Origin of the sequence: Bacteroides sp. B1-V-101 (genome assembly GCF_023656585.1) — a bacterium.
GTDB lineage: Bacteria > Bacteroidota > Bacteroidia > Bacteroidales > Bacteroidaceae > Bacteroides > Bacteroides thetaiotaomicron.
In genome coordinates, this window is record NZ_JAMOKH010000022.1 from 72054 (window position 1) to 86889 (window position 14836).

Genomic DNA, 14836 nt, shown 5'->3' on the forward strand with positions numbered 1-14836 from the left:
TATAAGCTTTATGTTAGACACAGGACAAGTTATAGCAGATAGATACGAACTACTCAAACAATTAGGAAGAGGTGGTTTTTCAGAAGTTTGGTTAGCACTGGATAAACTCACAGATGTTAAAGTAGCCATTAAAATATATGCGCCGGGTATGGGGCTTGACGATGCCGGGATTTCTCTCTTTACACAAGAATTTTCTTTAGTATTTGATATTAATCATACCAATTTATTACATCCTACTTACTATGATTGTTGGGAGCGAATGCCATATCTGATTCTGCCCTTCTGCAAAAACGGGTCTATATTCAAATACCTCACTGACAATAATCGAATCACAGAAACCGAAAGTTGGCATCTACTTCATGATGTTGCCGAAGGACTAGCCTATCTTCATGCAAAGCTTCCTCCTGTTATTCATCAAGATATAAAACCGGATAATATTTTAATTAATGATGAAAACGGGTATATGATAACCGATTTCGGGATCAGTACACGAATTAGAAGCACATTACGTAGAAATCAAGGGCAAGAACTTAGTGGAGGCACATTAGCTTACATGGGACCCGAACGTTTCGGTCCATCCCCTACCCCTATTATGGCAAGTGACATCTGGTCATTAGGGGCGACAATGTACGAACTGCTAACGGGGTTACCTCCTTATGGTGATCATGGAGGTCTGTTGCAGAAAAACGGTGCCGATATTCCACTTATCAATAATGAGGAGTATTCACAAGAGCTTAAGGAGATCGTTTATAAATGTCTTGCTCTAAACACATGGGACAGACCTACTGCCAGACAAATCGCTGATTATGCCTTCCAGCATATCAATGGTAACTCGGTGCCTCTCAATATACAAAGTTCACAACAAACGACCTCTGATCTTTCATCAAAAGATGAGATAAATGAAATTCAAACTCCAGAAGGGCAAGAAAATCTTTCATTTGAATTAAAGGATAATCATGAGCCCTCATCCATTCATTCTGATGCAGAATTTCCTGTTATGCAATCATCCGATATAAAAAAGAGAGTTTCTACGCTGTTTAAAAGAGAGCATCGCAAACTCATTATTATTGCGGCTATTATAATTATATGTGCAACCATTGTTACCATCTATCTGGCAACAAGTGGGAAAGAGCCTACACCAAAGCCAAAACAAGAAATAGCTTCAAAAACCAATGCTAACGATAGCATATGCTCGGCAATCATTCTAGAAGGCGATAATTACAAAAGTCTAGGTAACATTTTCCGATATACTATTGATACTTTAAGACAAAATAACGACTCCGTTTTTGAAGATTTCTATATAAATGCTATCAAGAAGTATCGTGAGGTAAATCTTTATAAAGATTCAGTTTTTATTTCTAAGGAAGGATACATGGATCTTGCAGAAAATCAAATAAAGCAAGTGGAAATTATATTAGATTCTGCATACCATATGTTCACAGGAAAGGCAGATACCATGAGAATGTTTGAGCAAATAGAAGCAGCTGAGGCTTTCGAAAATCGTGCAAAGAAAATAGAACCATATATAAACATAGACAACAATAACAATGAAGAAATGCATTAAGTTACTAATTCTAGTCTTCGCTCTTGCTATGCCAATAAGTACATGGGGGCAGTGTGCCGCCATTTACAAAAAAGGGGAGACAAGCATGAAAAAAGGAAGATACAGGGAAGCTATCAAGTCCTTTAAAGCAGCAATGAAATGCGACAGCAAACTGGAGCAGGATTGCAAAAGTAAGATTAAGGAATGCGAGGAGAAACTCAAACCGGCTCCCAAGTCCACTCCTGCCCCTGTCATCGAAGTTACCAGACTTGCCATTACCCCAGATTCTGTAAGATTTGGCTACGAGACGACAAAAGCCGAATACATCAAAGTAGATAGTGCTCCGGAAGAATGGACGGCAACTTCAGATTCAAACTGGTGTAAAGTGATTCCTCATGGAAAAAACTTATCTGTAAGTTGTGAAATAAACCAACTGACTTCTGAACGTAAAGCCACTGTTACCATTAGCAACGGGAAAATGGAAGAAACAGTCAAGGTCGTTCAAAGTGGTCAAAAAGAATTCATCAATATAGCATTGGACAAATTGGAGTTCGGTTCCAAAGGCGAAATTAAAGAATTACCAATAAAGACGAATACAGAATGGGAAGTAATAAATATTCCAAGTTGGTGCGAAGTCATAGCAAAGGACAGTGACAAACTGATTCTAAAAGTTGGTAAAACCAAAAAAGCCAAAGAAGGAACTTTGATACTAAAGACGAAAGGAGGAGAAATTTCTTCCGCCATCCTCTCACAGAAAAAAGGAGGTATATTTTAAGATGATTAGAGATGACTATACATGAATCGTCATCTTAGGCGTCGACTTATTTATACTTTAAGTGGTTCAACAATTAAAATAAGTTCTTATGAGATGTATGAATTGTGGTTGGGACAATCTATCTGATACAACGGTCTGTCTAAAATGTGGACAACTATTGAGTATTTCGACTGGTTACGCCAACAATCAAAATGATTTTGTGTCAAGAGAAGGTTATGGAGAAGCCATCCCCAAACCCACAGTGCTAAATGCAAATCCTAATAGAGAAAAGTGCAGAAAAACTGTTGTATTCCCCACTTTGAATGAGCCCGATACCCATTCTGCTATCACACAGCCTGCTACAGAATGCCCGAACTGCAGTTATCCGATAGTAGGTGAATTTACAAGCTGCCCTTGCTGTGGGACACCTCTGGAAAGAGCCGATAATTCCGCAGACGACGAACATAAAAAAATGGAAGAAAAAACATCTTTCTTGCCGGAAGATAAAATGAATTGTCAGGAATGCGGAAAAGAGATAGATATTACCTGCTCATTTTGCCCGCATTGTGGTGTCCGTGTACATCGTCCCACTATCCGACGACAGATAAAAAATATAGCAGAAACAGAACCGGAAGATATTACACCTCATTGTTCTTTAACCATCATTCCGGAAGAGAATGAGAACATTCCTTCAGAAAAAATGGAATATGAAGGAAAATCGATCATTTTGAACCGGGAAAATACAGAAGTATCCAACCGGACTATCACCTCAAAGGAACAAGCAGAAATAGTTTTCGAAGATGGGCATTGGTATCTGCTCGACCGGAGTGAACTAAGAACAACCTTTATTCAGGCAAACAGAAAAATAGAGATCATACCTGATGATATTATCGTATTAGGTGACCGAAGATTTAAATTTGAAAGTGATTTATTGTGACCAACCAATCTGTCGATAGATGTGATTATAATGTAGGAGAATACATCGATAACCGTTATCGGGTTTCCAAAACATTAGGCGAAGGTTCTTTCGGTAAAGTATACCGAGTTACGGACAATGCAGGTAAGGACTATGCGCTGAAACTATTAAGACTTTGGGAGGTTCCACCCGAAATACGGAAACCATTGACAGATCGTTTCGAAATGGAATTCAAAACAGGGCAGATAGACTGTGAATACTTGGTGAGTTCTATAGACTATGGTACGGTTGGAGGCAATCCCTATATCGTCATGGAGTATTGCCCGGGAGGAGATCTGACACCCTATTTAGGCTCTCAAAACAGTAAAATCCCTTTGATTTGCCAACAAATCCTTCTTGGCCTACATTCTTTACACATCAGAGGAAAAGTCCACCGTGACTTAAAACCGGAGAATGTTCTTTTTAAGAGCAATGGAGTAGCTGCACTGACAGACTTCGGTATAGCGGGCGATAGAAATAAACGTATGACGGAACGTAACATTTTCGGCAAGCCCAATCAAATATTCGGAACTTATGCCTATATGCCCCCCGAACAAGTGAACCGTATGCGAGGTGAAGCCACAGTTTTACCTACTACAGATATTTTTTCTTTTGGAGTATTGGCCTTCCAACTTTTGACCGGTAGCCTGCCCTTTGGTGAATTAACCAGTCATAATGAATTGGCTCTATACCAAAAACGAGGAAAAGATGGAGACTGGAACCGCCGGAAGTTAGTACAGATAAAAAACGGGAAAGAATGGGATCGACTTTTTTCAGGGTGTCTGAATCCCGATTTTAAAAACCGCTTTCAATCCGTCAAGGAAGTTTTGAAATATCTGCCGGAGACCCAACAGGTCCCTATGGAAAGGGGATATTGCCCACCACAAACTGTCCAAGGTTTTTGCATGCGTATCATGCATGGCGAAGAATATGGAAAGCTTTATCAACTAAGCGAATTTGCCACACATGGTTGCAGAATACTTACTATCGGCAGAGAGCCTGATAATCTGCTGCCTGTAACAGAGCGGCAAAGTACTTATGTATCACGCCATCATTGTACACTGGAAACGACACCTTCCGGTGACCATTGGATTATTCGGGACGGACAATGGCAAAAAGAGCAAAAAGTATGGCAGGAGTCCAGCAACGGCACTTATGTCAATTCTGCACAAGTCACCCAACAAGGTTACAGGCTAAAGGTTGGCGATATCATATCTATTGGAGACGTAAAAATGAGATTTGAAAACTATTAACTATATATTAAGTAGTATGGATACACAAAATTACAAACGTACCCTAGCCGGCTCAGTAGGTGCCGGTATGGGAGCATTGATGGGTGCCTCAGGCAGAACTTACTTCATTCTGGAGCATAAGACTCCATCAAAGTATCATCAGGCAGGCGAATCTCAAAAAATCATTGTCGATCAAGTAGAGCTGGGTAGAGATGCCTCCTGCCAAGTACGCTTTGATGAAAGTTTCGAAACAGTGAGCCGCAAACACGCTGCAATTGTACGTGATGGTGAAAATTGGAAACTAATTCATCTCTCACACTCCAATCCGACATTAGTAAACGGACATCCGATTAATGGTTCTTACTATTTACAAACCGGAGATGAGATACAATTATCTGTAGGAGGACCACGCTTGGGATTTATAGTTCCACAAGGGCGCCAAGCGTTAACTTCCAGTATCGGTTTGACAGAAAGAATGAGTCTTTTCCGTAAGCAAGCCTTACGCCCCTACAAAACGGCATTAACTATTATGGGGATTGTTTTCGTATTGGCTGTTGCCGGTCTGGCTGCATGGAATTATAGTTTGGGGGTAAAAAATGACTTACTGGCTCAGAAAACAGAACAACAAGAAGTTCAACTAAGAGGGTATCAGAACCAGTTGGATTCACTAGGAACTGAACGTGCGGCTTTAGAAACACAACAACGGGAACTAGAAGCTAAATTACGAACTAGCGATGGAAATACAGAAGCATTAAAGTCACAGCTAGCTAATGTAAATAATCAATTAGGCAATGTAAATGCCAGTTTCTATAAAGTAAAATCTGATTTGGACAATCTTTCAAGTACCATAGCTGCCGAAAATGCAACAGAAGAAGTAGAAGAAGCCAGTTATAAGCCACAGACAACTCAACAGGCGAGGACTCATCAAGATAATGTAGAGTCCGATGTGGTAGAAGAACAAGATCATAATGCTTCGGGAGATCTGAAAGATTATTACGATCATATCTATACAATCAAAGTTGACCATATTGAAATCGAATATAATGGCACAAAATTCGATCCGGGCATACAAGTATCAGATATTATTTGCGGAACCGGTTTTATGCTATCTGACGGAACATTTGTTACAGACAGACAAAACGTTGAGCCATGGATTTTCTCTAATACCGAATGGAAAGATTCATGGCGTAGACTACTGGCCATATACAGAGGAGCCGGATGTAACATAATATTACATTATCGTGCTTATAGCACCAAGGGAACAGGAAAACCTTTAACATTCACAAATGCAGACTTTAGCAGAAACCAATTATATGACACCACATTTACTGAAATAGAGGTGGAAAAGTCAATCAGGGTACAACTAAGAGAGCATGGTATAAAGCTAGCTTATAAACGTAGAAACTATGTACAAGTCAGTATAGTGACTCCTGCTGCCTATAGCTGGGCATATATTAGAGGTAAAGGTACTTTCGGCGAAGGTCTTCCTTTTGATACAACAGCAGCAAACAACATGAATGGAGGAACTGAAATACAGATGGTAGGCTATGCAGGTTATGCTGACATTCATAATCTAACTCCGGCACACTTCAACGACCACACTAATATTTCTGATACAAAATACCGAACTATCGTATTACAAAACCGCGTGGCGGAACCTGGATATTATGGTTCTCCAGCATTCCTTCTGGAAAATGGAACATATCAGGTAATCGGCTTCATGGTAGGTAGTATAGAGGGCAAAGACCGTTTAGTTCCAATAGGAAATATAAAATAAGAATTATGTCTGAGATAAAAATTAAATTAGCGGCAGGCACTGATGTTGGTTTAGTCAGGAAAAACAACGAAGACAACTTTGTAGTAAACCGGGATTTAAGCCAATCGGAATGGATCATTCCTCAATCTTCCGAAACCATTCCTTTAGGTAAGTATGGCACTTTACTGGTAGTAGCCGACGGAATGGGTGGTACTAACGCCGGAGAGGTTGCATCCGCCATTGCCATTGAGACGGTACAAAACGCATTTACGCCAGAAAAGCTGGAAAACATCGTAACACTCGAAGATGAGATGGTCACAGAAGAAGCTATTGAAGAATTCTTGACCAAGACAGTCAAAGCCGCTGATTTAAATATTGTCAATGCAAGTAAAGAAGATAGTAGTACCCAAGGCATGGGTACTACTATTGTCATTGCCTGGATATTAAATGAAAAAGCCTATATTTGTTGGTGCGGTGATAGTCGCTGCTATGTTTTCAATGCCAATTCGGGATTCTGCCGTCTATCCAAGGACCACTCCTACGTACAAGACTTGGTCGATCAAGGAAAACTGGATCCGGAGAATGCTTTTGACCACCCTTACAACAATGTCATAACTCGTTGTTTAGGTGATCCGACCAATCGTTCCAATCCCGATTTCCGCTCTTACAATCTAAAGGACGATGACATTTTTCTGCTTTGCAGCGATGGTCTATGCGGTTTGTGCCACGACGAAGAGATTATGCAAATCATCGAGGAAAATCAAAATGATTTGGTGGTCTGTAAAGACCAACTGATAGAAGCCGCTCTTGCTGTCGGCGGATATGACAATGTAACGATAGTACTTTGTCATATTATCCAGAAAGAGACGGACGAGCCCAAAGCTAATCTGAACAACACTGTATTCAGCAAACCGAATAACCATAAATTCCGGAAAATAGTTCTATTACTTTTTGTCTTAGCCCTGTTACTGGGAGGTTATCTTTATAAAAACCCACAGCTATCCGCAAAGTGGAAAGCTAAGATTTTTCCGACGGATACAGTCATTGTTACAGAAACAGATACCTCAACAATCTCTCCTCAACCAGATTGACAAACAAAATACATGCAGTTCAACAGTGGTGACATATTTGCTGAACACTATCAGCTGGAGAAAAAATTAGGCACAGGAAGCTTCGGAGAAGTCTGGTTAGCCCGAAACACATTGGCAGATGTAGAAGTTGCCATAAAGTTTTATGGCCTGTTGGATGATAACGGCATAAAAGACTTTCGGGAAGAGTTCAAACTTGCCTATAAATTACATCATCCCAACTTATTACATCTTAATCATTTTGATGTATTTGAAAGATGTCCGTTTCTGATAATGCCTTACTGTTCTAATGGTTCCTCCGCTACCTTGATCGGCAAAATGTCCGAAAAGCAAATCTGGCATTTCATACGCGACGTATCATGTGGACTCATGTTCTTGCACAGTCAAAACCCGCCAATCATCCATCAAGATATAAAGCCCGATAATATTCTAATCGGTGATGATGGTAAATTTATCATTTCCGACTTCGGCATTAGCCGCAAATTAGAGCATACATTCCGTAAAAGCACTAACAAAGTAAAAAGTTCCGGAACACTTGCTTATATGGGACCGGAACACTTTTCTGAGAAACCATTTATTGCAGGTACCAGCGACATATGGTCTTTAGGCATGAGTATTTACGAATTGCTGACCGGTCACATTTTATGGGAAGGTATGGGTGGTTGTATCCAACTGAATGGTGCACGTATCCCAGCCTTAGATAACGGCTATTCTCCCCAACTGGACCAGTTTCTTCATGCATGCCTCTCGCTTAACACATGGGATCGTCCCACTGCTCAGCAAGCTTATAACTATGCTAACTCTATGCTAAGGCAAGAAGTAAATCATCCGCACTCACCATCAGCGGTACATGCTTCAACACCTCCACTCCCACCAGCGCCATCACGTTTACAAAAAAGAATTCGTCTCTCCACTATAAACAAACGCATGGCAGGATGGATTATTATTGGCATATTATTCCTATTCATGCTGATCAAAGGAGTTTCCGCATTCTTCGGAAGTATTGAGGAAGAGCGCAGATATAACGCCTGCCGGACAACAGAGGATTTCCGACATTTCCTGAATCGTTATCCTGCCTCATCTCATGCAGAGTTTGTAAAACAGAAAATTTGTATGCTGGTAGAAGACAGCATTAAAAAAGAAATAAAAAAGAATAGAGTAATCGCACCAGTAAGTGTAGATACTATAGAACCGGAACAACCTAAAAAGGAAGAAATAGTAGTAAAGCATCCTTCTTGGTCACGTCCAAAGCCTAAAGTAGAAATAGTTTACCCCGCTCCTGACACAAAAAAAGCCAAAAGAAAAGATGAAGAACGCATGTTCCTCAATTGTCAGACCATAACCGATTATGAGAAATATCTGCGACAATATCCCAAAGGAAAGTTCGCTTATAAAGCCAAAAGGGCAATTCAACAAATAGAGTCCGGAATGATGGAGAGTCATCCGACACAGGAAATACACGTCAAAAAAAGCACCAGAGTAAGTTTCGGGCTATAACCACTAACTTCAATAGATAGATTATTTTCTCATTTTTCTCTATCACCTATCACCCGTCACTCCACATACAGTTATTCATCGCACTTGCAGACAAGATGACAGGTTATCCGAACCTATCACCACATCTATCACCTATCACCACTTGTATCATCCAAAACATTAATACTTATCACCTAGAGTATTGGTAGATAAGTTCCACTCTATTAGAACTAAACTTACTTTACTCTAATAGATAACTTCCTTTCTGCCTATTGCAAACTACAAACGTAAGCTCTGTTTTTATAAACACAAGCTTCATTTATAAAAACAAAGGTTTCATTTATATAATTGAAACTTGCGTTTATAGTTTGTAAGCGAACAAAAACAACTTTACTATTAGAGGAAAGGAACTTTTCTATTAATAGACTACACACAAATCTATAATAGACAACGAACCAACCGGTATACAAAAAACTTTAAGAAATGTACAACACAAACATTTGTAAAGCCGAATAATAAAGCGTACCTTTACATGCCTTCCGGAAGAAAGACATTAACAATAACAAATTCAATAATTAGATCATTTTACAGACACATTCATTATGAAACTTACTTTGATGCGGGACAACGGAGGGACACCAACCATGCGAACGTTGGACATAAACCTACAAATAGAAGCGATGAAGCATGAGACGAAAGCCCAACCGATCAGCAATCTACGGACAAGCATACGTTACGCATCACCGGACGCCAAGCTGGACGACGCCAAGAAATTGGCAAAAGTCATCCCGGCTGCAGCTTTTCGCAAAACGGCCAACGGCATACAGATGACCGCATACAACGGAATCATACAAATAGAAGTCAATCATCTGGCAAACTTGATGGAAGTGAACCGGGTGAAGCAGGAAGCGGAAGAGCTTTCGCAGACTTATCTTGCTTTCATGGGTTCCAGCGGACATTCCGTAAAAATATGGGTACGGTTCACACGACCGGACAAATCACTTCCCAAAAACCGGGAAGAAGCGGAAATCTTTCAAGCGCATGCCTATAGAAAAGCTGTCAGCTTATACCAGCCGATACTCTCCTATTCCATTGAATTGAAAAATCCGGCATTAGAGCAATTTTGCCGGCAAACATACGACCCGGAACTTTATTACAATCCCGACTCCACCATTATGTATATGCGCCAGCCAATGGAAATGCCCTCGGAAACGACCTACCAAGAAGCCGTACAGGCGGAAACATCGCCATTCAAGCGATTGATCCCGGGATATGACAGTCTTGAAACATTGTCTGCGCTCTTCGAAGTGGCTTTAAACAAGGCATGCCAATCTTTAAGCGAACTTCAGCCGGGGATATATCCCCGATCCGATGAAGACTTGAAGCCTTTATTGGTTCAGTTAGCCGAAAATTGCTTCCAGGCAGGCATACCGGAAGAAGAAACCGCCCGTTGGGCAATCGCTCATTTATATAGGCAGAAAAAAGAGTTTCTGATCCGCCAGACAGTACAGAGTGTATACACCATTGCCAAAGGCTTCGGCAAAAAATCTCCCCTATCGGCAGAACAGGAACTGGAGCTGCGAACGGAAGAATTTATGCAACGCAGATACGAATTCCGTTACAATACAATGACGACAGTAACGGAATATCGGGAACGGAATACGTTTTGTTTCTACTTCCGCCCCCTGAGCAGCCGTGTTCGAAACAGTATCGCCATGAACGCAAGGCTGGAAGGACTCAGTCTTTGGGACAGGGATGTGGTCCGTTATCTGGACTCCGACCGGATTCCGATTTTCAATCCGATCGAAGATTTTCTCTTCGGACTGGATGTACGTTGGGACGGGCACGACCGGATTCGCGAACTAGCAGCCCGGGTTCCCTGCAACAACCGACATTGGGCGGACTTGTTCTATCGCTGGTTTCTGAATATGGTGGCACATTGGCGGCAGACAGACCGGAAATATGCGAATTGCACCGTACCGCTTCTCATAGGTCCGCAAGCTTACCGGAAGTCTACTTTTTGTCGGAGTTTACTTCCCCCCGAATTGCAGGCATATTACACGGACCGCATTGATTTCAGTAACAAACGGGATGCCGAGATATCCCTCAATCGGTTCGCACTGATCAATATGGACGAATTTGACCAGAACAGAGTGAATCAACAGGCTTTTTTGAAACATATTCTTCAGAAACCGATTGTCAATGTCCGCCGTCCACACGGTACGGCTACGCAAGAGATGCGTCGTTACGCCTCCTTCATTGGGACGAGCAATCACAAAGACCTGCTGACGGACACTTCCGGTAGCCGCCGTTATATCGTTGTCGATGTGACCGGACCGATCGATTGTTCCCCAATTGATTACGAACAGCTCTATGCACAGGCGATGCATGATCTATACAAGGGGGAACGGTATTGGTTTGATCCGGAAGATGAGAAGGTGATGAATGAAAGTAACCAGGAGTTCCAGGTGATGCCAATTGCAGAACAATTATTCCATGAGTATTTCCGGGCAGCTACAGAAGGAGAAGAATGCGAACAATTCCTTGCCATCGAAATTCTGGAGCAGGTGCAACATGATAGCAAGATTCGCGTATCCGATTGCAATATTATTCAGTTCGGAAGAATATTACAAAAGAATCGGGTGCCTTCTGTGCATACCAAACGAGGTAATGTGTATCGGGTGGTACGGATTAAAGCAAAAAGAGAATAAATATATGTGTGTGCCGACGGTGACAGGTGATAGATCAGTGACAGATGGTCTGCGACCTATCACCAGCATACATTACTGATGAATAAAGAGTTTCAGGAGGCGGTGACAGGTTGAAAGAGAAAATCAAGTTTTATCAGTTTCCTTCACTTTCTTCCCGCCAATAATATTCAGAATAATGTTCATAGCCCCCTTTCCCACGAAAGAAGTACCTACCACAACAACTTTGGGCAAAGACTTCAACGCCTCTTTCACGGCTACACGCTTTGCTTTTCTTTTGGCTTTGATTCCATTTAATGAATTCATTCCATCAATCAGATAGTTACGTGTCACATAACCGATACGCAAGGTCATCAACGAATTCACGATACCATCGCATATCGAACCGATGACTACACCCGGAATTTTCACATTAGACAGAATACTCAAAAAGCCGGTATCTCCCGAAACGGTATCACCAATGTCATCCAAATCAACATCGGCAGCGTCAACAGAAGCATCGGAAATATCGATATCGGACGCTGCATCCGAAGATTGATCCGCTAATGAGCCGAAGGGAGCAACCGAGCCCATATCTTTAAATACTTCGGATACAACAAATGTCATTAATGAAGTAACCAGAATATTGACATACTGCCGGAACAACTGTTGCCTCGTAGGCCGGAAACCGGAAGCTACAATCACATCCTCTATCATTTTATAATTCATATAAAGCACGGATACCGTGTCCAGCTTTCCATTCTGCGAAATAGCCGTAATCATAAAGACAGATTTTGCCCATTCTATAATACGACGATTGATACCGATGATACGAACCGAATACATATCCTCTATACGCGGACCTGAAGTTTCTTTCAGTTCTCCCCCTTCAATACGCAATTTCAACTCTTTGCTTATGATTTGCACCAGTTCTTCCTTACTCGTTGCATAGCGTTCCAAATCTTCACGCAATCTTTGCTGATGCAGTTTTCTCAACTCGGGACAGGACTTATCTTTAGGTATATAATTGCAGTTATCCGCCAGTTTATGTCCAAACGCAACAAGTTGTGCAATATTCCACTCCCCATCAATAGATAAAGCCGGAATCTGCGGAGCACGATGCACCCGAACGACCGGACGTATAACGACGGCATAAAATACAACCAGAATCAAGGTGTAAAAAGCATACTCTGCCCACGCAACCTGCGATAAGGAGGCTATTTTCTCACCAATAATAATGATGTTACCCAACAATAAAATCACAAAAGAGCCCAAAAACAGGAGTGTGATAATTAATAAATTTCGTTTCATTGGCTTATTCTTATCTTATTGAATCCTTAAAACTCTGAACTTGTGCATTTATTGACCGAAGCAACGCATCCTTCCTGTCAAATTCTTCTTTATCAGACACCAGCGCATTCAGATACATTGTTTTTTGTTGTTCCAAAAAATCAATGATACTTTGTTTGCGTACAGGCACATACTGATCGTAAAGGTCATTAGCCGCCTTATATATACTCTTCCCGACAGTCAGCTGAAGATATCCTTTAATCGTTTTCCCGGTATGCGTATGATCGATTCCGGTGATACATTCCATCGCTTTTCTCAGAAAACTCTGAATTTCCATTGTCGAATAAGTCCCGAACGGATTGGGTATTCCGATATGCGGAACAGTCGGATTACTAATATTCTTCACATCAAAAGCTCCCTGCAAATCAAAATCGACCACCGGAAAATCCGTCACTTGCGGCACTGAGTCAAAAGGTGCACAACCTTTCTGCTTCAGAAAAGTATTCATCTTCTCTATAAAAGCCGCATCATCTTTCAAGTTAGAGAGTTTCCGCAAATACTGCCGGGCCAGACTATGTTCATGAGAATCAAGGAATTTACTTTTTATCGCCGCTGACGAATCAGTCATAAACTTTGTAACAAGGCTGCGTGTCGCATCTTTCCCCTTCGCTCCACCGGCAAATGCGGAATTGCATCCGGAATCATAATACTCCCTAACGATTTCAGTAAACTCTTTCAAATCATCATCCATATAGACTTGCACCATTTTTCTAAAATCGCTCCCATCGTAACTAAGTTCACTCGCCTGACGGAGTAACTCGTCAAACGAAGTTGCCGCAGCCTGATATTCTATATCGATTGCTTCCTGTTGGCCAATTGATTCTCCGACTAAATTATCCAGTTTTTCCAACTGATTCAGCGTTCTTCCGATTACGCTTCTCAGACGTATATCAGTACTATTGGAGATCACCTTGCCATACAAATCCTTCTCAAATCTCTGAAATTTCGCAGCTTCTTCCTGAAGATCCTCCATTCCCTCATAGCTGGCAGCATCCGCCACTTTTCCCAAGTTCAAACTATATATATTCTCCTTCAACTGGAAGTTACGTCTGCCCATTTCATTCTCGGCAAATTCTACCTGTGCCTTAATTACAGCCTGCTTCTCCTCTTCCGAATGCCAGTAAGCCGCTTCAAACACATTATGTAGAAGACAAACCGGAACTTTCGGATTATTCTCCTGCAGCAACTTCAGAAAACGATTGGAAACCTTCGATATAGCAGAATTTGAACTTTGCACAAATATCACGAAATCTGCCCTTTGAGAGATCGTTTCATAAATAGGATTATCCAAATTCGCATACCCGCCATCCAGCCCGGGCATATCCACCAGAAATATATTATCTTTCAAAAGCTCCCCACCGGAAGTTGTTATGGATGTCACCAGCGTATGATCTGTATTTATCACGCTTTCTTCCAAAGCTAACGAAACACACTCCTCCAGATTAGCATCATTCAATTCTTTCTTTTCAATGCTTATCTCGGAAATGTTTTCCAGTTTTTCAAATCCGCGCAGGCTATCAATGACCGAATCAAACTGTTCTACCTTTCTGGCTTTATCAGCAACAGAAAAAATACGGGTAATGGATTCCTCCTGTCCTTTTGAAATAATGGACGGACGCACCGTACACTCCAAGAAATGAGTGGGGCTGACGTGAGCATGTGCTATGAGATTTACTAAAGTAGATTTTCCCGATTTCACGGGTCCAACCACTAATATAAGAAAAGATCCTCCGTCAAACTCAGAAACACGATTGTTTAGTTTCTGAGTTGATTTACAAACAGCCTCCAAATCTTTTATTTCCCTTACTGACTCCAGAGTTGACATCAATTCCTTAGATCTGCTCTTCAGTATATTCAAGAATATCTTAAGCTCCGACGAGGACATTGTTTCCACTCTTTCTTCTATAAATTTGTATTTACCCATAAACGAGATTTAAATAATGGTACAACCGACTATTCACATGTCATTATAATAATGATGATAAAGTTAGCAGT

At 41.2% G+C, this 14836-nt stretch carries 10 protein-coding genes; 8 read left to right on the top strand and 2 right to left on the bottom strand.

The window, feature by feature from the left end; translation table 11 throughout:
• The first annotated feature begins 10 nt into the window (after window positions 1-10).
• The 8 genes from NBH01_RS16545 (at window position 11) to NBH01_RS16580 (ending at window position 11515) form a co-directional block, all read left to right on the top strand.
• A complete protein-coding gene (locus tag NBH01_RS16545; protein ID WP_016268852.1) occupies window positions 11-1564 on the top strand; it encodes a serine/threonine protein kinase in 1554 nt (517 codons plus the stop codon).
• Between the two features lie 85 nt (window positions 1565-1649).
• Window positions 1650-2318, top strand: a complete 669-nt coding sequence (locus NBH01_RS16550) for a BACON domain-containing protein (protein ID WP_225679182.1) — start codon at window positions 1650-1652, stop codon at window positions 2316-2318.
• An 88-nt stretch (window positions 2319-2406) separates the two neighbouring features.
• The gene (locus NBH01_RS16555; protein ID WP_055301100.1) at window positions 2407-3234 is read left to right on the top strand and encodes a double zinc ribbon and FHA domain-containing protein; all 828 of its coding nucleotides are present in this window, start codon (window positions 2407-2409) and stop codon (window positions 3232-3234) included.
• Window positions 3231-4505, top strand: coding sequence for an FHA domain-containing serine/threonine-protein kinase (locus NBH01_RS26695; RefSeq protein WP_151209955.1), 1275 nt, complete (start codon window positions 3231-3233; stop codon window positions 4503-4505). The genes NBH01_RS16555 and NBH01_RS26695 overlap by 4 nt, the downstream gene beginning before the upstream one ends.
• Before the next feature lie 16 nt (window positions 4506-4521).
• Entirely contained in the window at window positions 4522-6261 is a 1740-nt protein-coding gene (locus NBH01_RS16565; RefSeq protein ID WP_016268856.1) for an FHA domain-containing protein, read from the top strand.
• Window positions 6262-6266: 5 nt separating this feature from the next.
• The gene (locus tag NBH01_RS16570; RefSeq protein WP_195381035.1) at window positions 6267-7331 is read left to right on the top strand and encodes a PP2C family protein-serine/threonine phosphatase; all 1065 of its coding nucleotides are present in this window, start codon (window positions 6267-6269) and stop codon (window positions 7329-7331) included.
• Between the two features lie 12 nt (window positions 7332-7343).
• Window positions 7344-8825: a serine/threonine-protein kinase gene (locus NBH01_RS16575; protein WP_250700196.1), complete on the top strand. Its 1482-nt coding sequence runs from the start codon at window positions 7344-7346 to the stop codon at window positions 8823-8825.
• A gap of 581 nt (window positions 8826-9406) precedes the next feature.
• Window positions 9407-11515 (top strand): BT4734/BF3469 family protein, encoded by a 2109-nt coding sequence (locus NBH01_RS16580; protein WP_072066481.1) that lies wholly within the window; start codon window positions 9407-9409, stop codon window positions 11513-11515.
• A gap of 123 nt (window positions 11516-11638) precedes the next feature.
• Here the strand turns inward: NBH01_RS16580 and NBH01_RS16585 are convergent, their stop codons facing one another.
• Both NBH01_RS16585 and NBH01_RS16590 read right to left on the bottom strand, forming a co-directional pair.
• Window positions 11639-12802, bottom strand: a complete 1164-nt coding sequence (locus NBH01_RS16585; RefSeq protein ID WP_225679180.1) for a hypothetical protein — start codon at window positions 12800-12802, stop codon at window positions 11639-11641.
• 10 nt (window positions 12803-12812) lie between these two features.
• The gene (locus NBH01_RS16590) at window positions 12813-14765 is read right to left on the bottom strand and encodes a dynamin family protein (protein ID WP_225679178.1); all 1953 of its coding nucleotides are present in this window, start codon (window positions 14763-14765) and stop codon (window positions 12813-12815) included.
• Window positions 14766-14836: the final 71 nt, after the last annotated feature.